The sequence below is a fragment of the Streptomyces sp. NPDC007346 genome, assembly GCF_040703535.1.
Taxonomy (GTDB): Bacteria; Actinomycetota; Actinomycetes; order Streptomycetales; family Streptomycetaceae; genus Streptomyces.
Map to the genome: position 1 here is coordinate 1 of NZ_JBEYKR010000088.1, position 22,649 is coordinate 22,649.

A 22,649-nucleotide genomic window follows, 5' to 3' on the forward strand; every position below is an offset into this window, starting at 1 on the left:
GCACCGCGTGCGGGGGCTCCGGGGCGCCGGGGATCAGCCCCGGCCGGTCGCCTCGGCCGGGAACGCGCCCGCCGCGGCGGCCGTGAACAGGAAGCCGCGCCCCAGCTCGGTGAGCCGCTCCACCCCTTCCGCGCCCAGGTGCTCGTACGGGGCCCTGTCCATCCGGTCCGTCGCCTCCTCCACCTGGGCGCGCAGCGCCGTCCCCGCGTCGGTCAGCGCCAGCTCCTCACCCGCCTCCAGCAGCCCGCGCTCCCGCAGCCGGCCGGACGCCGCCTCCCAGTCGGCGCGGCGCCAGCCCCGGGAGGACAGGAGCCAGCCGATCGCCATGCCCTTGCCGGTCGCGGTGTGGCTGACGAGCGACTCGACCGGGTCCAGGCCGGCGGCGAGCAGGGCGGCGAGGTGCGCGTCGCCGCGGTGCTCGCGCAGCAGGGTCGCCGCGTGCCAGAACGCCAGGTGCGGCTCGTCGGGCACCGGCAGCTCGGCGTGGGCCGCGTAGAGCGGGCGGGCGTGCGGGGTGCAGGCCTCGGTGGCGCGCAGGGCGAGCCGGGCCGCCTCCGCCATCTCGTCGGAGGCGATGATCTCCTCGCCGAGCAGCCGCCGCAGCGTCGCGTCCGCGGCCCGCAGCCGGGCCCCGAGGACCTGCTCGGGCGAGGCCACGGACCAGACGGCGGGCACGTGCTCGGCCACCAGGGCGGGACGGAAGTTGTAGAACGTGGCGGCCACGGTGCCCGCCCCCACCGGCCCGAACGCGGCGGCCCGGGTGGCGAAGTAGACGGCCCTCGGGTCCTCGATGCCGAGCCTGCCCAGCTCGGCGCCCAGGTCGGGGGAGAAGAAGAGGCACGAGTGCAGCGGGTTGACGGCGTTGTGGCAGCGGCGTTCCGCGCGGGCCGGAAGAAGACTCATACCTGTACGTTACCGACTGGTCGGTACGGCATGGAACCCCTGGAGGAGAGGGGGCGCCCGGCGGCCCGCGCGATGGCAGGAAAGGTGGGGTACTCGTCATCGTGGCCATGGCCGCCCGCCGCCCAGGACGGCGGGTGTGAAGCAGCGAACCGTGCTCGTCGTCCTCTTCGACGGCACCCAGAGTCTTGACGCGACCGGCCCGATGGAGGTCTTCGCAGGGGCCTCCCGGGCGCCGGGCGTCTCCTACGACCTGCGGACCGCCTCGCTCGACGGCGGCCCCGTCCGGGCGGCCGGCGGGCTGACCCTGGTGCCCGACAGCAGCCTGGCCCACGCACCCGTACCGCACACCCTGCTCGTCCCCGGCGGACAGGGCACCTGCGGCTCCCACCCGGAGCTGACCGACTGGCTGCGCGAGCACGCGCGCGGCGGCTGGTCTCCGTGTGCACCGCCCTGGTGGAGCAGTGGCGGTACAGGAGCCGCCACCTCATCCGGTAGGGCCGAGCGGCCGTCTCACCCCGTGGTGTACGTGAAGCGCGGCGCACGGCGCTCCAGGAAGGCGGCGACCCCCTCCGCGGTGTCGCCGCTGCCTCGCGCCTGACCGGCCCAGTAGGCGTCCCGGTCCCGCCGCCCCGCCGTGAACTCCTTGGCCGCCGCCTGCGTCAGCTGGGAGCGCGAGGCCAGGACGGCCGCGTACGCCTTCACCCGCTCGTCCAGTCCGCCGGCCGGCAGCACCTCGTCCACCAGGCCGGTGCGCAGGGCCCTGTCCGTATCGATCAGCTCACCGGAGAAGAGCAGGTGCTTGGCCGTGGCCGGACCGACCAGGGCGACCAGCCGCCGGGTGGAGGAGGACGGGTAGACGATGCCGAGCTTGGCCGGGGTGACGCCGAACAGGGCGCCCTCCCGCGCGAACCGCAGATCGCAGGCGGCCGCGAGCTGGCTGCCGCCGCCCACGCAGTGGCCGCGCACCGCGGCGAGGGTCGGCCGGGGGAAGGCGGCCAGCGCCTCCTCGGCCGCCACCGCCAGCGCCTGGGCCTCCCCGGCGCTCTCCCGCAGCGTGGAGATGTCCGCCCCGGCGCAGAAGGTGTCCCCGGCGCCCGTCAGCACCAGCACCCGGACCGCGGGGTCGGCGGCCAGCTCCTCCAGCAGCTCCGGCAGGCTCCGCCACATCGCGGCGGTCATGGCGTTGCGCTTGGCGGGGTGGCTGATCACGACGGTGGCGACACCGCCGTCGACGGAGCAGCGCAGCCGGGGTTCCGTACGGTCCATGCGCCGGATGCTATCCCCCGGGTTCGAACCTATGATCAAGGAGGGGTCGCGCAGCGGACACGCACCGTAAGGAGCTGTCGATGAACGGACCCACCGGCGAAGACAGGCGCCCCGGACCGACCGCCAGGAGCGGGAGCCCCGGACCCGCCGCCGGCGGCAGGAAGCACGCACCCACCGCCGAGGGCAGGAAGCTCAGCCGCAGTTTCAGCTGGCTCGCCCTGCTCGGCACGCTGCTGGTGATCGCGGGGATCATCGGCCTGGTCTACACCGGCGTCGCCACCCTCACCTCGATGCTGCTCTTCGGCTGGCTGCTGCTGATCGGCGGCATCGTCGGTCTGGCGCACGCGATCGAGTCGCGCGGCACGAACTACTTCTGGCTGGGTGTCGTGGTCGCCGCCCTGAACCTCGCCGCGGGTGTCGTGGTCATCCGCCACCCGGAGGGCACCGCCGAGGCGCTCACCATGTTCGCCGCCCTGCTCTTCCTGACCGGCGGGGTCTTCCGGCTGGTCGGCAGCGTCGTCGTCCGCGGTCCGCAGATGGGGTGGACGCTGCTGCAAGGGGCCTTCGGGCTGCTGCTGGGCCTGCTGGTGCTGTTCGACTGGCCGCACAGCAGCCTGTACGTCCTGGGGTGCTTCTTCTCGCTGGCCCTGCTGTTCGACGGCCTCGGCCTCATCGCCATCGGGATCGGCGGCCGACGCATCGTCAGCATGGTCTCCGATCGGCTCGATGGACCCGGCCCGACTACGGACAGTTCGCCCCAGGCCCCGGAAGACGGAAAGAAGTAGGCCACCACCTGGCATCATCGCGCACCTTCGGTCATATGGCGCCGATAGGCAGCTATTTCCGATCAGTGGCACGGTGCGGACCAAGCCATTCCCAACACTCTTTACTCGACAGTCAGTGCAGTGCGAGTGAGAGCTGGTGCCGGACGATGGAGAGCCCCGGGAGTGCCCCTGCCGATCCCGTGCCCTACGAGGGGGTGTGGCGCTTCACCGCCCCCGCCGTCGACGCGTCCGTGCCCCGGGCCCGGCACGCCGTGCGCGACCTCCTGGGCCGCCAGGGCGTGCCCATCGAGGAGGACGTCCTCCAGGGTCTGCTGCTGATCGTCTCGGAGCTGGTCACCAACGCCGTCAAGCACGCGGCGCTGCTCTCGCCGGAGCTGGCGGTCGAGGTGGCCATCGGCGCCGACTGGGTCAGAGCGTCGGTCGAGGACAGCCACCCCTACCGGCCCACCGCGCTGGAGACCGACCACGCGCAGACGGGGGGCCGCGGGCTGCTGCTGGTCAGGGAGATCACCGCGGAGGCCGGCGGGAGCTGCGACGTGGAGCACACCGCCGGCGGCGGCAAGATCATCTGGGCGGCGCTGCCGTTGAAGACGCAGCTCTGACCGCCCCGTACGCGATCCGCGCGAGGCTCACCAGCCCGCCGACGGCCCCGTCAGCTCACGGATGGCCGGGCGCGCCGCGTCCAGCACCGTCATGAACCACGCCGAGAACGGCGCCTCGGCGTGCCGCCCGGCGAGCTCCGCCGCCGTCACGAAGGCCGTCTCGCCGACCTCCTCGGGGTCCGGCTTCAGCTCCTCCTGCGCCATCCCCACGAACAGGTGGTTGAACTCCTGCTCGACCAGGCCCGAGGCCGGGTCCGGGTGGTTGTAGCGGACCGTGCCCGCCTCCGCGAGCAGCGAGGGCGCGATCCCCAGTTCCTCGTACGTACGCCGGGCGGCCGCTGCGAAGGGGGCCTCGCCCGGGTAGGGGTGCCCGCAGCAGGTGTTCGACCAGACGCCGGGGGAGTGGTACTTGCCCAGAGCCCTGCGCTGGAGCAGCAGCCGCCCTTGCTCGTCGAAGAGGAAGACGGAGAACGCGCGGTGCAGCTGCCCGGGGGGCTGGTGGGCCGCCAGCTTCTCCGCGGTGCCGATGGTGGTGCCGTTCTCGTCGACCAGTTCGAGCATGATCGCTTCTGCGGTGCCGTTCGACGAGCTGTGCGTCGCGGTGGCTGGTGTGGTCGGCATACCCATCCTTCGCTTTGGTCCCCGGCCTCGTGCGCCGGACCCCTCGAGTCCGGTCAAGTCTGCCGTACAAAAGCCGCTTGTCCGTACTCCGGTTCCGGGCATGTCCGCCCCGCCGCGCCCCTGCGAGCGCGGCGGGGCGGACGGGCTGTCAGGCCTCCGAGGCCGCCGGCCGACGGATCTGGCCCACCGCGACCGGGGCGGAACCGTTCCCGACCGGCACCGCGGCCCCCTCGTCCGGCACCTCGGAGCGCGGCCACCGCATCCTGGGGCCGGTCACCGGTCCGAAGGGGCCGGGCGCAGCACGTACGCGGCGTAGCCGTACTCCGCGCCGTGCTCACGCCGTACCGCCAGCTCCTCACGGGTGGCCGCGAGCGCCCACTCCATGCCGGGGGCCGTCGGGTCGGCGCTCTCGACCCGTTCGGCGAGCGGGGCGTAGTAGGCGTCCCAGTCGCTGTCGGGCTGGATCAGCACCGTCGAGACCGCGCAGCCCGCGGCGACGGCCGCCGCGGTGGTCTCCGGCAGGGTGCGCAGGGAGCCGTTGCGGTCCCAGAAGGCGCGCGCCCCGGCCGAGGGCGTGCCGGTGGTCCAGACGCACTCGGAGACCATCATCGCGCCGCCCGGGGCGAGCAGCCGCTGCCAGTCGCGTACGGCGGTGGCGAACCCGATGCAGTACGCCGACCCCTCGGCCCAGACCAGGTCGAAGGAGCCCTCCGGGAACGCGGGGCCGGTGAGGTCGCCCATGTCGGCGCGGACCGTACGGATACGGTCGCCCAGGCCGCGGGCCTCGGCCGCCTCGCGCAACTCGTCCAGGAACGGCTGGTGCAGGTCGACCGCGGTCACCTCGGCGCCCGCCTCGGCGGCGAGCAGCAGGGCGGCACGGCCGGGGCCGCAGCCCAGGTCGAGGACGCGCGGGGAGTCGGGCAGCGGTCCGGTCAGAGCCAGCAGCCGACGCGTGGTGGCGTCGGAGCCGGGGCTCTGCCGGGGAAGGCGGTGGTGCAGGGTGAAGAACGCCTCGGTGAGCGAGGCGTCGGTGTGGTCGGTCAACGTGGAAACCCTTTGGGTGCGAGGGCTCCGGCCCGATCCGGGAAGAAGGGGACCTAGCCGGAGACCCGGGAGAGGAGGAAGGATCGAATGCCGCGCCGGGAAGGCGTCGTCGCGACCGTCATCAACCTCAGCTCCTCTCGAAAGGTCCCGGTGTCACCGGGGACCGGCCACCGCGAGACTCGAACGTCTCAGCGAAATCACCTTAACACCGCCCCCGCGCCCGGCTCAGTGGCAGAGATGCGCCTCGTGCTCCGCGTGACCGCTCGGCTCCAGCTGGAAGGTGCAGTGCGCCACGTCGAAGTGGTCCCCGAGGCAGCCCTGCAACTCGTGCAGCACCTTCTCGTGCCCGATCGAGTCCAGCAGTTCCTGGCGCACCACCACATGCGCGGAGAGCACCGGCATCCCCGACGTGATCGTCCAGGCGTGCAGGTCGTGGACGCCCAGGACACCGGGCAGAGCCGTAATGTGGGCCCGCACCTCCGCCATGTCCACTCCCTTGGGCGCCGCCTCCAGCAGCACGTTCAGGGTCTCCCGCAGCAGCTTCACCGTCCGGGGGACGATCATCAGGCCGATCACCAGGGAGGCGATCGGGTCGGCGGCCTGCCAGCCGGTCGCCATGATGACGCCCGCCGAGATGATCACCGCGACCGAGCCCAGGGTGTCGGCCAGCACCTCAAGGTAGGCGCCCCGCACGTTCAGGCTCTCCTTCTGTCCACGCGTCAGCAGGGAGAGGGAGACGATGTTGGCCACCAGGCCGACCGCGGCGAACGTGATGGCCAGGCCGCCCTTCGTCTCGGCCGGGGTGATGAACCGCTCGACCGCCTCGAAGACCAGGTATCCGCCGACCCCGAGCAGCAGCAGGCAGTTGGCGAGCGCCGCCAGGATCTCGGCGCGGGCGAAGCCGAAGGTGCGGTTCGGCCCGGCCGGCCGGTTGGCGAAGTGGATGGCGAGCAGCGCCATCCCCAGTCCCAGCGCGTCGGTGGCCATGTGGGCGGCGTCCGCGATCAGGGCCAGCGAGTCGGAGAGCACCCCGCCGACGATCTCGACGACCATCACGCTCAGCGTGATCCCCAGGGCCACCCGGAGCCTGCCCCGGTACGCGGCGGCCGCCGTGCCCGTCGGGGGCGGCCCGCCGTGCGTGTGCCCGTGATCGTGGCCAGCCCCCATGCGAAACGCCTCCAGGTCCGTGCGACAGCGTCGGCGAAACCGCCCGACGCCAGCCAGTGAACTACGGGTGGGGGGTATCGGGCAACACGGGACTGAACACCGTTGTCATCTGCTCTGACCTGCGGAAACGTTCCGCAGGTCAGAGCCGTAGGGAGGCCGGCAGGGGTCTCGTGAAGAGATCACGCGCGGGCCTCGGGGTGGTGCAGGCACCACCCTTCCCAGGCCGACTCCACCATCGAGCGGACGTCCCGGCGGGCCGTCCACCCCAGCTCCCGCACCATCCGGGCGTCCGAGGCCACGGCCCTCGCCGCGTCACCGGGGCGGCGCGGCTCCACCACCGGCTCCACCGCGCGCCCGGTCACCTCGACGATCACGTCGATCAGCTCCCGTACCGACACGCCCTCGCCCCGGCCGACGTTCAGCGTCAGATCACCGCCCTCGCGCACGGCCAGCTCACGCGCCACGGCGAGGTGGGCGTCGGCCAGGTCGGCGACGTGGATGTAGTCACGGACACAGGTGCCGTCGGGCGTCGGGTAGTCGTCGCCGAAGATCCGGGGCGCCTCACCGCGCGTCAGCCGGTCGAAGACCATCGGGACGATGTTGAAGACCCCGGTGTCCGCCAGCTCGGGCCCGGCCGCGCCCGCCACGTTGAAGTACCGCAGACAGGCGGTGGAGAGCCCGTGCGCCTTCCCGGTCGCCCGCACCAACCACTCCCCGGCCAGCTTGGTCTCGCCGTACGGGTTGATCGGCAGGCAGGGCGCCTCCTCGGTGATCAGCTCCACGTCCGGTACGCCGTAGACGGCCGCCGACGACGAGAAGAGGAAGCGGCGCACACCCGCCGCGACCACGGCCTCCAGCAGCACGGCCAGCCCGGCGACGTTCTCCCGGTAGTACAGCAGGGGCTTCTCCACGGACTCGCCGACCTGCTTCTTCGCCGCGAGATGCACCACACCGCTCACCGCGTGGTCGGCGAGCACCTTGTCCAGCAGCGCCCGGTCCGAGGCCGAGCCCTCCACCAGCGTGACGGCCTCCGGCAGCCGGCCCACGACGCCCGTCGAGCGGTCGTCGAGCACCACGACCCGGTCTCCCGCCGCGACCATGGCCCGCGCCACATGTGCCCCGATGTATCCCGCCCCGCCTGTGATCAGCCATGTCATGAACGCCAGCCTAGGGCCTCTCGTTTGGACCATGCCGGGCTCGCGGGGTCCGGCACGCGCATCTGCGGCGTTGTCGTCAATCACCAACGCTCCGCGTTGCCTCAATCCTCCGCCTTGCAGCTGCACGCACCGGACCCCGCTCCCTGATCCGGCCTGATCCAAACGAAAGACCCTGCGTCGCGCCCACCGGCCCGACCGGCGGTTTGTAGGCCAGGGCACCGATCGATGATGATGATCGCGTACGGAACCCGCCGGACCGGTCCCACCCGAACAGCGCACAAACGGGTGGTGAACTCGGCCTTCCGTTCATCCGATAGCCTCAGCCGACATGCCGCCGGCCCGTCTCGTGGCCGTGCCCCCGTGTGTCGTCCACGTCAGTGCCAAGGAGTGAGTTCGCCTGTCGACCGCCATCCTCACCGGTACGCCGGTACCCGGGTCGTCGCTCACCGACGACCTGAGGTCCCTGGGCTTCGACGTGCTCAGTGCCGGTGACGCCGGTGACGCCGCAGCACTCCTCGCCGCAGTCCCGGCCGGCCGCCGGGTCGCCCTCGTCGACCCGCGCTTCGTGGGCCACCTCCACGCGCTGCGGCTCGGCCTGACCGACCCGCGCTTCGCCGCCGCCGCCCTCCCCGGTGCGCTCACCGCCCGGCCCGAGGCCCGAGGGGCCCTGCTGCGCGCCCTGCACCGCACCACGGCCGCGGTCGGCGCGGGAGCCCCCGTCGTCACCCCGGAGGCCGACCCGGCCCCCGAGGACCGCACCGTCCCCGGCCGCATCGCCGTCGCGCTGGAGGCCGAGGGCGTCGCCGTACAGCGCCCCGCCCTCGGTTCGCTGGTCGCGGCCGTGCCCACCGACCCCGGGCAGGAGGCCGCCGCCGCGGCCCGGCTCGCCGCGGTCGACGACGAGGCGGTACGGCTGCGCAGCGCGGTCAAGGCTCACGACGGCTTCTTCACCACCTTCTGCATCAGCCCCTACTCCCGCTACATCGCCCGCTGGTGCGCACGCCGGGGCCTCACCCCGAACCAGGTCACCACCGCCTCCCTGATCACCGCGCTCATCGCGGCGGGCAGCGCGGCGACCGGCACCCGGGGCGGCTACATCGCCGCCGGGATCCTGCTCCTGTTCTCGTTCGTCCTGGACTGCGCCGACGGGCAGCTCGCCCGCTACTCGTTGCAGTACTCCACGATGGGCGCCTGGCTGGACGCCACCTTCGACCGGGCCAAGGAGTACGCGTTCTACGCCGGACTCGCCATCGGCGCCGTCCGCGGCGGCGACGACGTATGGGTCCTGGCACTCGGCGCGATGGTCCTCCAGGCCTGCCGCCATGTCGTGGACTTCTCGTTCAACGAGGCCAATCACGACGCGGTCGCCAACACCAGCCCCACCGCGGCCCTCTCCGACAAGCTCGACAGCGTCGGCTGGACGGTCTGGGCGCGCCGGATGATCGTGCTGCCGATCGGCGAACGCTGGGCCATGATCGCGGTGCTCACCGCGCTCACCACCCCGCGCATCGTCTTCTACGCCCTGCTCGTCGGCTGCTCCCTGGCCGCCTGCTACACCACGGCGGGCCGGCTGCTGCGCTCGCTGACCCGTAAGGCCCGGCGCACCGACCGTGCCGCGCGGGCCCTGGCCGATCTGGCCGACTCCGGCCCCCTCGCGCAGGCCGTCGCCGCCGTCGCCCCCGGGCTCCGGGGCGCCTTCACGGCCCCGGCCCTCGCCCTGCTCGGGACGCTGGCCATGGTCGGCGCCGCACTCCTCCTCCCGTACGGCAGCCCGCTCACCGTCGTCGCGGCGGCGGTGTACGTCCTGCTCTCCGGCCTCGCCGTCGCCCGCCCGCTCAAGGGCGCCCTCGACTGGCTGGTGCCGCCGTTCTTCCGGGCCGCGGAGTACGTCACGATCCTCGTGCTGGCCGCCCGCAGCGACGTCCCGCACGCCGTTCCGGCGGCCTTCGGGCTCGTCTCGGCGGTCGCCTACCATCACTACGACACGGTGTACCGCATCCGCGGAGGCACCGGCGCGCCGCCCCGCTGGCTGGTGCGGACGACCGGTGGACACGAGGGCCGTACCGCGCTGGTGGCCGTCCTCGCCGCCGTACTCACCCACGCCTCAGGTTTCACCACGGCCCTCACCGCCCTCGCGGTGGCCGTGGCTCTGGTGGTGCTCGTGGAGTCCATCCGCTTCTGGGTGTCCTCCTCGGCCCCCGCCGTACACGACGAAGGAGAGCTCGCATGATCGGCCTCGTACTGGCAGCCGGTGCAGGACGACGTCTGCGCCCCTACACGGACACGCTCCCCAAGGCGCTCGTCCCTGTCGACGGCGACAAGACGGTCCTCGACCTCACGCTCGCCAACTTCGCGGAGGTCGGACTCACCGAGGTCGCGATCGTCGTCGGCTACCGCAAGGAGGCCGTCCGGTCCCGCAAGGCCGAGCTGGAGGAGACGTACGGCCTGACCCTCACGCTCATCGACAACGACAAGGCCGAGGAGTGGAACAACGCCTACTCCCTGTGGTGCGCCCGGGACGTCATCAAGCGCGGAGTGATCCTCGCCAACGGCGACACCGTGCACCCGGTCTCCGTCGAGAAGACCCTCCTGGCCGCCCGTGGCGAGGGCCGCAGGATCATCCTCGCGCTCGACACCGAGAAGAGCCTCGCCGACGAGGAGATGAAGGTCATCACCGAGGAGGGCAAGGGCGTCTCGCGCATCACCAAGCTGATGGACCCGGCCACCGCGACCGGTGAGTACATCGGCGTCACCCTCATCGAGGCCGAGGCCGCCGAGGAGCTCGCGGACGCGCTGAGGACCACCTTCGAGCGCGACCCCGACCTCTACTACGAGGACGGCTACCAGGAGCTCGTCAACCGCGGCTTCACCGTGGACGTGGCCCCCATCGGCACCGTGACCTGGGTCGAGATCGACAACCACGACGACCTCCAGAGGGGCAGGCAGATCGCGTGCCAGTACTGACCCGGCTCATTCCGTCCCCGGTCGTCGTCGACATCCGGCGCGGCGCCATGGACGATCTGGCGGGTCTCCTGGCCGATCAGCGGATCTCCTCCTCGGGCAAGCTGGCCATCGCGATCAGCGACGGCTCCGGGCGCGCCCTGCGGGACCGGCTCGCCCCCGATCTGCCCGGTGCCGACTGGTACCCGGTCTCCGACGGCACGATCGACTCCGCCGTGAAGCTCGCCGACGACATCAAGGGCAACCGCTACGACGCGGTGGTGGGCCTCGGCGGCGGAAAGATCATCGACGTGACGAAGTACGCCGCGGCACGGGTCGGCCTGCCCATGGTCGCCGTCGCGACGAACCTCTCCCACGACGGCCTGTGCTCCCCGGTGGCCACGCTGGACAACGACAACGGGCGCGGCTCCTACGGGGTGCCCACCCCGATCGCCGTCGTCATCGACCTCGACGTGATCCGTGAGGCGCCCGCCCGCTACGTCCGCTCCGGCATCGGCGACGCGGTCTCGAACATCTCCTGCGTCGCGGACTGGGAGCTGGCCCACGAGATCAACGGCGAGGAGATCGACGGTCTCGCGGCCGCGATGGCCCGCCAGGCCGGCGAGGCCGTGCTGCGCCACCCCGGCGGGGTCGGCGACGACGCCTTCCTCAAGGTGCTGGCCGAGGGGCTCGTGCTGACCGGCATCTCGATGTCGGTAGCGGGCGACTCGCGTCCGGCCTCCGGGGCCTGCCACGAGATCAACCACGCCTTCGACCTGCTGTATCCGCAGCGCGCGGCCAGCCACGGCGAACAGGTCGGCCTCGGCGCCTGCTTCGCCATGCATCTGCGGGGCGCCCGTCAGGAGGCCCTCCTGATGGCTTCGAATCTGCGCCGCCACGGTCTGCCGGTCCTGCCGGCGGAGATCGGGTTCAGCGTCGACGAGTTCGTCAGGGCCGTCGACTTCGCGCCGCAGACGCGACCGGGCCGCTTCACGGTCCTGGAACACCTCAACCTGTCCACCGACCAGATCAGGGACGCGTACGCCGACTATGCGACGACCATCAGTAGCTGAACTCCGCCCGGTCGTGCACCCTCCGGGGGTGAAGGACCGGCGCAGCGGCGAGCACTGGGCCGGGCGCATGTACATGCGCGAGGTCTCCCTGCGTGTGGACCGCTACCTGGTGAACACCCGGGTCACGCCGAACCAGGTCACGTACGTGATGACGCTGGCCGGTGTCCTGGCCGCCCCGGCCCTGCTGCTGCCGGGCATACCGGGCGCCCTGCTCGGCGTGCTGATGGTCCAGCTCTACCTGCTGTTCGACTGCGTCGACGGCGAGCTGGCCCGCTGGAAGAAGCAGTACTCGCTCAGCGGGGTCTACCTCGACCGGGTCGCCGCCTACCTGTGCGACGCGGCGGTGCTCGTCGGCCTCGGCCTGCGCGCCGCGGACATCTGGGGCGAGGGCCGGACCGACTGGCTCTGGGCGTTCCTCGGGACCCTCGCCGCCCTCGGCGCGATCCTGGTCAAGGCCGAGACGGACCTGGTCGGCGTGGCCCGCCACCAGGGCGGTCTGCCGCCGGTCAAGGAGGCGGCGTCCGAGCCGCGCTCCTCCGGCATGGCGCTGGCCCGCCGGGCGGCCGGGGCGCTCAAGTTCCACCGGCTGATCCTCGGCATCGAGGCCTCGCTGCTGATCCTCCTGGTGGCGATCGTGGACACGATCGGCGGCGACCTCTTCTACACCCGTCTGGCCACGGCCGTCCTGGCCGGCATCGCGCTGCTGCAGACCCTGCTGCACCTGGTGTCCGTCCTGGCGTCCAGCAGGCTGAAGTGACCTTTCCCATGAAACTGGGCGCGGTGATCATCACCATGGGCAACCGCCCCGAGGAGCTCCGCGCCCTCCTCGACTCGGTCACCGCACAGGACGGTGACCGGATCGAGGTCGTGGTGGTCGGCAACGGGGCACCGGTCCCGGACCTCCCGGCCGGTGTACGGACCGTGGAGCTGCCCGAGAACCTGGGCATCCCCGGTGGCCGCAACGTCGGCATCGAGGCGTTCGGCCCCTCCGGCGCGGACGTGGACGCCCTGCTCTTCCTCGACGACGACGGGCTGCTCCCCGACCGGGACACCGCCGAGCTCTGCCGGCAGGCGTTCGAGGCGGACCCGAGGCTGGGCATCATCACCTTCCGGATCACCGACCCGGACACGGGCGCCACCCAGCGCCGGCACGTGCCCCGGCTCCGGGCGGCCGACCCGATGCGCTCCTCGCGCGTGACGACCTTCCTCGGCGGCGCCAACGCCGTACGCACCCGGGTGCTGGCCGAGGTCGGCCCGCTGCCGCAGGAGTTCTTCTACGCCCACGAGGAGACGGACCTGGCCTGGCGGGCGCTGGACGCGGGCTGGATGATCGACTACCGCGCGGACATGGTGCTGAACCACCCCACCACCGCCCCCTCCCGGCACGCGGTCCACCACCGCATGGTGGCCCGCAACCGGGTCTGGCTCGCCCGCCGCAACCTGCCCGCCTCGCTCGTCCCCCTCTATGTGGGGGTCTGGCTGCTGCTGACCCTGGTCAGGCGCCCGTCGCCGCCCGCGCTGAAGGCGTGGTTCGGCGGTTTCCGGGAGGGCTGGTCGACGCCCTGCGGGCCCCGGCGCCCGATGAAGTGGCGTACGGTGTGGCGGCTGACGAGGCTGGGCCGACCTCCGGTCATCTGAGACTCTTTCCTCTGAGACCATGAGGCGTATTTTCTTTCCGGAACCTGTCCGCCTGAGCCGCGCCCGCGACTGGCTGCGCGTGATGACGAGAGTTTCAACTTGTGAGTGAGACGACCCACGACGGTGGGGTGGCCCTCGGGACCCCTCCGTCCGCCGACGAGGGCCTCGGCGCGGCCCAGCTGGCCGCCAAGTACGGCCTGACCGTGAGCGGCGCCCGGCCGGGGCTGTTCGCGTACATGCGACAGCTCTGGGGGCGGCGCCACTTCATCCTGGCCTTCTCCCGGGCGAAGCTGACCGCCCAGTACAGCCAGGCCAAACTGGGCCAGCTGTGGCAGGTGGTCACCCCTCTTCTGAACGCCGCTGTCTATTACCTGATCTTCGGCATCATCCTGGGGACCAGGGAGGGGATTCCCGACGACGTCTTCGTGCCGTTCCTGGTCACCGGCGTCTTCGTCTTCACCTTCACCCAGAGCTCGGTGATGGCGGGTGTCCGGTCCATCTCCGGCAACCTCGGGCTGGTCCGGGCCCTGCACTTCCCCCGGGCCTCGCTGCCCATCTCGTTCTCGCTCCAGCAGCTCCAGCAGCTGCTGTTCTCGTTGATCGTGCTGGTCTCCGTCGCCGTCATCTTCGGCAGCTACCCCTCGCTGTCGTGGCTGCTGATGGTCCCCGCGCTGATCCTCCAGTTCACCTTCAACACCGGCCTGGCCCTGGTGATGGCCCGGCTCGGCTCCAAGACGCCCGACCTGGCCCAGCTGATGCCCTTCATCATGCGGACCTGGATGTACGCCTCGGGCGTCATGTATTCCATCCCGGTGATGCTCAAGGACAAGCCGCAGTGGATCGCGGACGTCCTCCAGTACAACCCGGCGGCGATCTACATCGACCTGGTCCGCTTCGCGATGATCGACGGGTACGGCTCCGAGAACCTGCCGGACCACGTCTGGGCCGTCGGCATCGGCTGGGCCCTGCTGCTGGGCGTCGTCGGATTCGTGTATTTCTGGAAGGCAGAGGAACGGTACGGCCGTGGCTGAGGACAACACGCAGGGACGGATTCCCACGGTCATCGCGGACGATGTCCACATCGTCTACCGGGTCAACGGCACCGGCGGCGGCCGGGGCAGCGCCACCGCGGCGCTGAGCCGCATCATGCGCAAGGGCAAGGGCGAGCCGCGCGGGGTCAGGAAGGTGCACGCCGTGCGCGGCGTCTCCTTCACCGCCTACCGCGGCGAGGCCATCGGCCTCATCGGCACCAACGGCTCCGGCAAGTCGACCCTCCTGCGGGCCATCGCCGGCCTGCTGCCGACCGAGTCCGGTCATGTCTACACGGACGGCCAGCCCTCGCTGCTCGGCGTGAACGCGGCGCTGATGAGCGACCTCACCGGCGAGCGCAACGTGGTGCTGGGCGGCCTGGCCATGGGCATGACCCAGGACGAGATCCGCTCCCGCTACCAGGAGATCGTGGACTTCTCCGGCATCAACGAGAAGGGTGACTTCATCACCCTGCCGATGCGGACGTACTCGTCCGGCATGGCGGCGCGCCTGCGCTTCTCCATCGCCGCCGCCAAGAACCACGACGTGCTGATGATCGACGAGGCGCTCGCCACCGGTGACCACAAGTTCCGGATCCGCTCCGAGAAGCGGATCCGCGAGCTCCGCAAGGAGGCGGGCACCGTCTTCCTGGTCAGCCACAACAACAAGTCGATCCGGGACACCTGCGACCGGGCCCTCTGGCTGGAGAAGGGGGAGCTCCTGATGGACGGCCCCACCGAGGAAGTCCTCAAGGCGTACGAGCGCGAGACGCGCAAGTAGCTTCCCGGTCATCCGTGGCCTCCGCCGGAGCTCTTCCGGTGGGGGCCACTGCGGTGTCCGGGTGCGGTGGAGGCCACCCGCAGTACGCCCTCGGGGGTGATCTCCTCCCGGCGGATGACGTCAATCCACCGGCGTACGAGGAAGGTTGACGGGCAGTGCGGTCTCCGTGCCGCGGGCGCTCCACCCCGGCGCACCCCCATGAGCTGTACAACGTAAGCTGTAGCGGTGCTGATTCATGGCAAGTGGGGTGATACGCCCCCGGCGCTTCGCCCGCTGTGCCGCAGTGCACTCGGAAGAACGAGCGGCGTGTCCGAAAAGGGTTGTTTTGGGTCAGCAGTGTAGAACGGGAGATGTGACGGCAATGACGGAAAATCTCCAGCTCCGACGTGGTTTCGCCGTCCCCGCGCCGGGCGGTCCGCAGTGACCACCACCCCCCACGCGCACACCGGTGACGCCACACTCGGCAAGGCCGCGGAGGAGAACTTCCCCGTGGCCCCCTTCTTCCTGCCCCGCGCCTGGCGCGACGACCTGATGGCGGTCTACGGCTACGCCCGGCTCGTCGACGACATCGGCGACGGCGACCTCGCCCCCGGCGGAGCCGACGCCCGCCACCTGGGCCTGGAGCCGGAGCAGAGCGACGACCGCCTCACCATGCTCGACGCGTTCGAGGCCGACCTGCACCGGGTCTTCGCCACCACCGGCCAGGAGCCGTACCACCCCCTGCTGCGCGCCCTGCGCCCCACCGTGCGGCGCCGGGCGCTCACCCCCGAACCCTTCCTCGGCCTGATCGAGGCCAACCGGCAGGACCAGAAGGTCCGCCGCTACGCCACCTACGGGGAGCTGGCCGACTACTGCGAGCTCTCCGCCAACCCGGTCGGCCGCCTGGTCCTCGCCCTCACCGGCACCACGAGCCCGGAGCGCGTACGCCTCTCCGACGCGGTCTGCACCGCGCTCCAGATCGTCGAGCACCTCCAGGACGTGGCCGAAGACCTCGCACGTGACCGGATCTATCTGCCCGCCGAGGACCTGGACCGCTTCCGTGTCACCGAGGCTGACCTGGCACGACCGTCCGCCGGAGCCTCGGTCCGCGCCCTGATCGCGTACGAATGCGAACGCGCGCGCGATCTCCTGAATGAAGGCACCCCCCTGGTGGGTAGCGTCAACGGCAGACTCAAGATCCTCCTCGCCGGATTCGTCGGTGGGGGACGCTCCGCCCTCACGGCGATCTCGGCCGCCGGGTTCGACGTACTGCCGGGGCCGCCCAGGCCCACCAAGCCCAGCATGCTGCGCGAAGTCGCAGTCGTCCTGCGAAGAGCGCGTAGAGAGAGGTGAGCCGGACCGTGGAGGGACAGACGACGTACATGTCGCCGCCGGTGCAGGCCGCATACAGTTACTGCGAGGCCGTCACCGGACAGCAGGCCCGGAACTTCGCCTACGGCATCAGGCTGCTGCCGTACGAGAAGCGGCAGGCCATGTCGGCGCTGTACGCCTTCTCCCGTCGGGTCGACGACATCGGCGACGGAGAGCTGGACCCGGGGACCAAGCGGACCCGGCTGGAGAGCACCCGCGAGCTGCTCGACCGGGTCAGGCACGGCAAGGTCGAGGACGACGACACCGACCCGGTGGCCGTCGCCCTCACCGACGCCGCCCGCCGGTTCCCGCTGCCGCTGGGCGGCCTCGACGAGCTGATCGACGGCGTCCTGATGGACGTCCGCGGCGCCACGTACGAGACCTGGGACGACCTGAAGACCTACTGCCGCTGTGTCGCGGGCGCCATCGGACGCCTCAGCCTCGGCGTCTTCGGTACCGAACCGGGCGCACCCGGCGCCGAGCGGGCCCCGGAGTACGCCGACACCCTCGGCCTCGCCCTCCAGCTCACCAACATCCTGCGCGACGTCCGCGAGGACGCCGGCAACGGGCGCACCTACCTCCCCGCCGACGACCTGGCCAAATTCGGCTGCTCCGACGGCTTCCACCGCACCACCCCGCCGCCCGGCTCCGACTTCGCGGGCCTCATCCACTTCGAGGTGCGCCGGGCCCGCGCCCTGTTCGCCGAGGGGTACCGCCTCCTGCCGATGCTCGACCGCCGCAGCGGCGCCTGCGTCGCCGCCATGGCCGGGATCTACCGCCGCCTCCTCGACCGGATCGAGCGCGACCCGCAGGCCGTGCTGCGCGGCCGGGTCTCGCTGCCCGGCCACGAGAAGGCGTACGTCGCGGTGCGCGGCCTCTCCGGCCTGGACGCCCGCCATGTCTCGCGGCTGACCTCCCGGGGGCGGGCCTGATGCGCCGGTGCGGGTCCGGCGCCCGGTCGACCCTCCGGTGGCCCGGCGCGTCCACGACTGCGACGATTCCATCCGGAACGACCCGGCGATCGGTGACGACCCGGCGAGAGGGGCAGGCATGAGCGAGGAGACCACCCGCCCCGTCGCGGTCGTCGTCGGAGGGGGACTCGCCGGCATCACGGCGGCTCTGCGTCTCGCCGACGCCGGGCTGGAGGTGACCCTGCTGGAAGGGCGGCCCCGCCTCGGCGGCCTCGCTTTCTCCTTCCAGCGCGGCGACCTCACCGTCGACAACGGCCAGCACGTCTACCTGCGTTGCTGCACCGGCTACCGCTGGTTCCTCGACCGGGTCGAGGGCGCCCACCTCGCCCCCCTCCAGGACCGCCTGGACGTCCCCGTCCTGGACGTCGGCCGCCCCGCGGGACCCCGCCTGGGACGACTGCGGCGCACCGCCCTGCCCGTACCGCTGCACCTGGCCGGGGGCCTCGCGGCCTACCCGCACCTCTCCCTCACCGAGAAGGCGAACGTCGGCCGCGCCGCCCTCGCGCTCGGCCGCCTCGACCCCGCCGACCCGGCCCTCGACCGCATCGACTTCGCCACCTGGCTGAAGCGGCACGGCCAGTCGGAGCGCACCATCGAGGCGCTCTGGGACCTCGTCGGCGTCGCCACCCTCAACGCCACCGCCCCCAACGCCTCCATGGCCCTGGCCGCCAAGGTCTTCCAAACCGGCCTGCTCTCCGATCCCGGCGCCGCCGACATCGGCTGGGCCACGGTGCCGCTCGGCGAGCTGCACGACACCCTGGCCCGCAAGGCGCTCGACACGGCAGGCGTCCGCACCGAGCTGCGCGCCAAGGTGGGGTCCCTGACCCGCACCGGGGACGGCCGCTGGAGCGTCGAGAGCGCGGGGGAGCGGATCACCGCCGACACCGTCGTCCTCGCCGTACCGCAGAGCGAGACGCACGCCCTGCTGCCCGAGGGCGCCCTGGACGAGCCGGAGCTGCTCCTGGAGATCGACGACGCACCCATCCTCAACGTGCACGTCGTCTACGACCGCAAGGTGCTGCGCCGCCCGTTCTTCGCCGCGATCGGCTCCCCGGTCCAGTGGGTCTTCGACCGTACCCACGCCTCGGGACTCACGGGCCCGGGGCAGTATCTGGCGGTCTCGCAGTCCGCCTCCCAGGACGAGATCGACCTCCCCGTGGCCGAGCTGCGCACCCGCTACCTGCCCGAGCTGGAGCGGCTCCTGCCCGCCGCGCGCGGCGCGGGCATCGCGGACTTCTTCGTCACCCGGGAGCGCACCGCCACCTTCGCGCCCGCCCCGGGCGTCGGCCGGCTGCGCCCCGGCCCCCGGACCCGGGTGCCCGGACTGCACCTTTCGGGCGCATGGACCGCCACGGGCTGGCCCGCGACGATGGAGGGCGCCGTGCGCAGCGGCTTCCAGGCCGCCGACACAGCCCTCCACGACCTCGGCCGCCCCCATGGACATCCGCTGCAGGAGGCGGCATGAGCAGTACCACCGGAACAAGAGGAGAGTCAGTGACCCCGGCGAATCCGGCTTCCGACACCGTGGCGCAGACCACGGACGTCACCGCGCTTCTGGAGCGCGGACGAGCCCTGTCAGCGCCGGTGCTGCGGGCTGCCGTGGACCGGCTGGCGCCGCCCATGGACACCGTCGCGGCCTACCACTTCGGCTGGATCGACGCCGACGGACGGCCCTCGGACGGTGACGGCGGCAAGGCCGTGCGCCCCGCGCTCGCCCTGCTGTCGGCCGAGGTGGCCGGCGCCCCCGCCGAAGCGGGCGTCCCCGGCGCCGTGGCGGTCGAACTCGTGCACAACTTCTCGCTGCTGCACGACGACCTGATGGACGGCGACGAGCAGCGCCGCCACCGCGACACCGTATGGAAGGTGCACGGCCCCGCCCAGGCGATCCTGGTCGGCGACGCGCTCTTCGCCCTGGCCTACGACATCCTGCTGGAGCTCGGCACGGTCGAGTCGGGCCGCGCGGCCCGCCGGCTGACCTCGGCCACCCGCAAGCTCATCGACGGGCAGGCCCAGGACATCTCCTACGAGCACCGCGAGCGGGTCACCGTCGAGGAGTGCCTGGAGATGGAGGGCAACAAGACCGGCGCCCTGCTGGCCTGCGCGGTCTCCATCGGCGCGGTGCTCGGCGGCGCCGACGACCGCACCGCCGACACCCTGGAGGCGTACGGCCACCACCTCGGCCTCGCCTTCCAGGCCGTCGACGACCTGCTCGGCATCTGGGGCGACCCGGAGGCCACCGGCAAGCAGACCTGGAGCGACCTGCGCCAGCGCAAGAAGTCCCTCCCGGTCGTCGCCGCGCTCGCCGCGGGCGGACCGGCCTCCGAGCGGCTCGGCGAACTGCTCGCCGCCGACGCCAAGAGCAATGACTTCGACAGCTTCTCCGAAGAGGAGTTCGCCGCCCGCGCGGCCCTCATCGAGGAGGCGGGCGGCCGCGAGTGGACCGCACAGGAAGCCCGTCGTCAGCACGCGGTCGCCATCGAGGCGCTGCACGGTGTCGACATGCCGCATCAGGTACGGGCGCAGCTCACCGCGCTCGCGGACTTCGTGGTGGTGCGCAAGAGATGACCAGCACCCGCATATGACTCGCAGTCGCCGGCCGGCGCCCTGACCGGGGCGTCGGCCGACGGAGACCCCAGCACAGCAGAGAAACCACTGCACGTAAGGGGAAGCTCATGACAGCGACGACCGATGGATCCACCGGGGCCGCGAACTTCTCCGCGGCCCAGGCAGGACATCCGGCCGACACGACGATCGCCGCGGACGACGTGCTCGCCGCCGCGCGGCGGGCCGCGGAACGCTCCGTGGAGCACCTCCTCGGCAGACAGGACGAGCAGGGCTGGTGGAAGGGCGACCTGGCCACCAACGTCACGATGGACGCCGAGGACCTGCTCCTGCGCCAGTTCCTCGGGATCCAGGACCCGCAGACCACCCGAGCGGCCTCCCTCTTCATCCGGGGCGAACAGCTCGGTGACGGCACCTGGAACACCTTCTACGGCGGACCGGGCGACCTCTCCGCCACCATCGAGGCCTACGTGGCCCTCCGGCTGGCCGGGGACCGCCCCGACGAGCCGCACATGGCACGCGCCTCCGCCTGGATCAGGGAGCAGGGCGGCATCGCCGCCGCCCGCGTCTTCACCCGGATCTGGCTGGCGCTGTTCGGCTGGTGGAAGTGGGACGACCTCCCCGAACTCCCGCCCGAGCTCATGTTCTTCCCCACGTGGGTCCCGCTCAACATCTATGACTTCGGCTGCTGGGCCCGGCAGACCATCGTTCCCCTCACCATCGTCTCCGCGAAGCGCCCCGTGCGGCCCGCGCCCTTCGCCCTGGACGAGCTGCACACCGACCCCGCCCACCCGAACCCGCCCAGGAAGCTTGCCCCGGCGGCCAGTTGGGACGGCCTCTTCCAGCGCCTGGACAAGGGGCTGCACCTCTACCACAAGGTCGCCCCGCGCCCGCTGCGCCGCGTCGCGATGAACATGGCGGCCCGCTGGATCATCGAACGCCAGGAGAACGACGGCTGCTGGGGCGGCATCCAGCCCCCGGCTGTCTACTCCATCATCGCCCTGCACCTGCTCGGCTACGACCTGGACCACCCGGTGATGCGCGCCGGGCTGGCCTCGCTGGACCGGTTCGCCGTCCGCCGCGAGGACGGGGCCCGGATGGTCGAGGCCTGCCAGTCGCCCGTCTGGGACACCTGCCTGGCGACCATCGCCCTGGTCGACGGCGGGCTCAGACCCGACCACCCGGCGCTGGTGAAGGCCGCCGACTGGATGCTGGCCGAGGAGATCACCCGCCCCGGCGACTGGTCCGTACGAAAACCCGAACTCGCCCCCGGGGGCTGGGCGTTCGAGTTCCACAACGACAACTACCCGGACATCGACGACACCGCCGAAGTCGTCCTGGCGCTGCGCCGGGTGCGCCACCCCGACCCCGCCCGGGTGGAGGCCGCCATCGAGCGCGGGGTGCGCTGGAACCTCGGGATGCAGTCCCGCAACGGGGCCTGGGGCGCGTTCGACGCCGACAACACCAGCTCCTTCCCCAACCGCCTGCCGTTCTGCGACTTCGGCGAGGTCATCGACCCGCCCTCCGCCGACGTCACCGGCCATGTGGTGGAGATGCTCGCCGTCGAGGGCCGCGCCCGACACCCCCGTACGCAACGGGGCATCGAGTGGCTGCTGGCCGAACAGGAGGCGTGCGGCGCCTGGTTCGGGCGCTGGGGCGTCAACTACGTGTACGGGACGGGGTCGGTGGTCCCCGCGCTGGTCGCCGCCGGACTGCCCGCCGCCCACCCCGCGATCCGCCGGGCGGTGACCTGGCTGGAATCGGTGCAGAACGACGACGGCGGCTGGGGCGAGGATCTGCGTTCGTACCAGGAGGAGAAGTGGATCGGGCACGGCGAGTCCACCGCCTCCCAGACCGCCTGGGCCCTGCTCGCCCTGCTCGCCGCCGGCCGTCGCGACAGCCCGGCCGTCACCCGCGGGATCACCTGGCTGACCGGGGCCCAGCAGGCCGACGGCTCCTGGGACGAGCCGTATTTCACCGGCACCGGCTTCCCCTGGGACTTCTCCATCAACTACCACCTCTACCGCCAGGTCTTCCCCCTCACGGCACTCGGGCGCTACGTGTACGGCGACCCGTTCGCCGACCGTACGGGCGCGGCCGAGGGCGCCTGATGGCCGGAGCACCGAGGGCCGCGGCCCCCACGACGCCGCTGCTGGTCGCCTGCGCACTGGGCATCGAGCAGCTGGCCCTGCGCAGCGGCAAGCGCCCCGGGGGGCCGGTGCGGATCCTGAGGACCGGCATGGGCCCCCGGGCGGCGGAGGCGGCCGTGGCGGCGGTCCTGGCCCCCGGTGGCGTACCGGACGCCGCCGTCATCGCCTCCGGCTTCTGCGCCGGCCTGGCCCCCGGGATGCACCCCGGGGACCTGGTGGTCGCCGAGGAGACCCGGGACGCGGACGGCGACACCCCCTGTGCCGGCACCGGGCTGCTGGTCGCAGCCCTGGCCCGTGCCGCCCCCGGCAGCACCGTCCACACCGGCCTCGTGGCCGGCTCCGACCACGTCGTACGCGGCCCCGAGCGGGCGGCGCTGCGGTCCACCGGGGCCATCGCGGTGGACATGGAGTCCGCCGCGACACTGCGCACCGCCCTGTGCCACGGGCCACGCCCGGTTGCGGCCGTCCGGGTGGTCGTGGACGCTCCAGAGCATGAGCTCGTCCGCATCGGCACGGTCCGCGGAGGAATATCGGCCTTCCGCGTTCTCCGTGCCGTCCTTCCGGCTTTCTACGAATGGCACCGTTCTTTACTGCTCCCCAGGAGGTGAGCC

General features: G+C 72.2%; 20 protein-coding genes and 2 pseudogenes. 16 read left to right on the forward strand and 6 right to left on the reverse strand.

The genetic code is table 11. The features are described 5' to 3' along the window. Positions 1–33: 33 nt before the first annotated feature. A complete protein-coding gene (locus tag AB0917_RS22035; protein WP_366821320.1) occupies positions 34–903 on the reverse strand; it encodes a hypothetical protein in 870 nt (289 codons plus the stop codon). 136 nt (positions 904–1,039) lie between these two features. Here AB0917_RS22035 and AB0917_RS22040 point away from each other — a divergent pair. Next, positions 1,040–1,350 (forward strand): annotated as a pseudogene (locus AB0917_RS22040) (DJ-1/PfpI family protein); the annotation flags it as partial. Positions 1,351–1,413: 63 nt separating this feature from the next. Here AB0917_RS22040 and AB0917_RS22045 read toward each other — a convergent pair. Beyond that, the gene (locus tag AB0917_RS22045; RefSeq protein WP_366821321.1) at positions 1,414–2,169 is read right to left on the reverse strand and encodes an enoyl-CoA hydratase/isomerase family protein; all 756 of its coding nucleotides are present in this window, start codon (positions 2,167–2,169) and stop codon (positions 1,414–1,416) included. An 80-nt stretch (positions 2,170–2,249) separates the two neighbouring features. Between AB0917_RS22045 and AB0917_RS22050 the strand changes: the two genes are divergently transcribed. Both AB0917_RS22050 and AB0917_RS22055 read left to right on the forward strand, forming a co-directional pair. Next, positions 2,250–2,954: an HdeD family acid-resistance protein gene (locus AB0917_RS22050; RefSeq protein ID WP_366821322.1), complete on the forward strand. Its 705-nt coding sequence runs from the start codon at positions 2,250–2,252 to the stop codon at positions 2,952–2,954. A gap of 146 nt (positions 2,955–3,100) precedes the next feature. After that, positions 3,101–3,556, forward strand: coding sequence for an ATP-binding protein (locus tag AB0917_RS22055; protein ID WP_366821323.1), 456 nt, complete (start codon positions 3,101–3,103; stop codon positions 3,554–3,556). Positions 3,557–3,583: 27 nt separating this feature from the next. On the opposite strand, the gene idi is transcribed toward AB0917_RS22055, so the two are convergent. From idi to galE, 4 genes and pseudogenes are all read right to left on the reverse strand, one after another. Further along, positions 3,584–4,177 carry an isopentenyl-diphosphate Delta-isomerase gene (gene idi / locus AB0917_RS22060; RefSeq protein ID WP_366821324.1) on the reverse strand — a complete coding sequence of 198 codons (594 nt, stop codon included), beginning with the start codon at positions 4,175–4,177 and terminating at the stop codon, positions 3,584–3,586. A 288-nt stretch (positions 4,178–4,465) separates the two neighbouring features. Further along, positions 4,466–5,221 (reverse strand): annotated as a pseudogene (locus tag AB0917_RS22065) (class I SAM-dependent methyltransferase); the annotation flags it as partial. A 225-nt stretch (positions 5,222–5,446) separates the two neighbouring features. After that, positions 5,447–6,388, reverse strand: a complete 942-nt coding sequence (locus AB0917_RS22070; protein WP_366821325.1) for a cation diffusion facilitator family transporter — start codon at positions 6,386–6,388, stop codon at positions 5,447–5,449. Between the two features lie 179 nt (positions 6,389–6,567). After that, entirely contained in the window at positions 6,568–7,545 is a 978-nt protein-coding gene (galE, locus tag AB0917_RS22075) for a UDP-glucose 4-epimerase GalE (RefSeq protein WP_366821326.1), read from the reverse strand. 475 nt (positions 7,546–8,020) lie between these two features. Here galE and AB0917_RS22080 point away from each other — a divergent pair, with 475 nt between their 5' ends. The 13 genes from AB0917_RS22080 to AB0917_RS22140 all read left to right on the forward strand — a co-directional run bounded on the left by AB0917_RS22080 (position 8,021) and on the right by AB0917_RS22140 (position 22,646). Then, positions 8,021–9,775: a DUF5941 domain-containing protein gene (locus AB0917_RS22080; protein WP_366821327.1), complete on the forward strand. Its 1,755-nt coding sequence runs from the start codon at positions 8,021–8,023 to the stop codon at positions 9,773–9,775. Continuing rightward, the gene (locus tag AB0917_RS22085; RefSeq protein WP_366821328.1) at positions 9,772–10,509 is read left to right on the forward strand and encodes a phosphocholine cytidylyltransferase family protein; all 738 of its coding nucleotides are present in this window, start codon (positions 9,772–9,774) and stop codon (positions 10,507–10,509) included. Before AB0917_RS22080 ends, AB0917_RS22085 begins: the two co-directional genes overlap by 4 nt. Beyond that, a complete protein-coding gene (locus AB0917_RS22090; protein ID WP_366821329.1) occupies positions 10,497–11,558 on the forward strand; it encodes an iron-containing alcohol dehydrogenase family protein in 1,062 nt (353 codons plus the stop codon). Before AB0917_RS22085 ends, AB0917_RS22090 begins: the two co-directional genes overlap by 13 nt. Further along, positions 11,536–12,315 (forward strand): CDP-alcohol phosphatidyltransferase family protein, encoded by a 780-nt coding sequence (locus AB0917_RS22095; protein ID WP_366821330.1) that lies wholly within the window; start codon positions 11,536–11,538, stop codon positions 12,313–12,315. Before AB0917_RS22090 ends, AB0917_RS22095 begins: the two co-directional genes overlap by 23 nt. An 8-nt stretch (positions 12,316–12,323) precedes the next feature. Then, positions 12,324–13,196: a glycosyltransferase gene (locus tag AB0917_RS22100; protein ID WP_366821346.1), complete on the forward strand. Its 873-nt coding sequence runs from the start codon at positions 12,324–12,326 to the stop codon at positions 13,194–13,196. A gap of 101 nt (positions 13,197–13,297) precedes the next feature. Beyond that, positions 13,298–14,227, forward strand: a complete 930-nt coding sequence (locus tag AB0917_RS22105; RefSeq protein WP_366821331.1) for an ABC transporter permease — start codon at positions 13,298–13,300, stop codon at positions 14,225–14,227. Then, complete coding sequence (locus AB0917_RS22110) at positions 14,220–15,005, forward strand: ABC transporter ATP-binding protein (protein ID WP_366821332.1); 786 nt, start codon at positions 14,220–14,222, stop codon at positions 15,003–15,005. The genes AB0917_RS22105 and AB0917_RS22110 overlap by 8 nt, the downstream gene beginning before the upstream one ends. Positions 15,006–15,425: 420 nt before the next feature. Then, positions 15,426–16,337: a squalene synthase HpnC gene (gene hpnC, locus AB0917_RS22115; RefSeq protein ID WP_366821333.1), complete on the forward strand. Its 912-nt coding sequence runs from the start codon at positions 15,426–15,428 to the stop codon at positions 16,335–16,337. 8 nt (positions 16,338–16,345) lie between these two features. Beyond that, a complete protein-coding gene (hpnD, locus tag AB0917_RS22120; protein WP_366821334.1) occupies positions 16,346–17,287 on the forward strand; it encodes a presqualene diphosphate synthase HpnD in 942 nt (313 codons plus the stop codon). Positions 17,288–17,405: 118 nt separating this feature from the next. Beyond that, positions 17,406–18,791 (forward strand): hydroxysqualene dehydroxylase HpnE, encoded by a 1,386-nt coding sequence (gene hpnE, locus AB0917_RS22125; protein WP_366821335.1) that lies wholly within the window; start codon positions 17,406–17,408, stop codon positions 18,789–18,791. Beyond that, positions 18,788–19,891 (forward strand): polyprenyl synthetase family protein, encoded by a 1,104-nt coding sequence (locus AB0917_RS22130; protein WP_366821336.1) that lies wholly within the window; start codon positions 18,788–18,790, stop codon positions 19,889–19,891. Before hpnE ends, AB0917_RS22130 begins: the two co-directional genes overlap by 4 nt. A gap of 107 nt (positions 19,892–19,998) precedes the next feature. Beyond that, positions 19,999–21,999 carry a squalene--hopene cyclase gene (gene shc, locus AB0917_RS22135; protein WP_366821337.1) on the forward strand — a complete coding sequence of 667 codons (2,001 nt, stop codon included), beginning with the start codon at positions 19,999–20,001 and terminating at the stop codon, positions 21,997–21,999. Then, entirely contained in the window at positions 21,999–22,646 is a 648-nt protein-coding gene (locus AB0917_RS22140; RefSeq protein ID WP_366821338.1) for a 1-hydroxy-2-methyl-2-butenyl 4-diphosphate reductase, read from the forward strand. The genes shc and AB0917_RS22140 overlap by 1 nt, the downstream gene beginning before the upstream one ends. Positions 22,647–22,649: the final 3 nt, after the last annotated feature.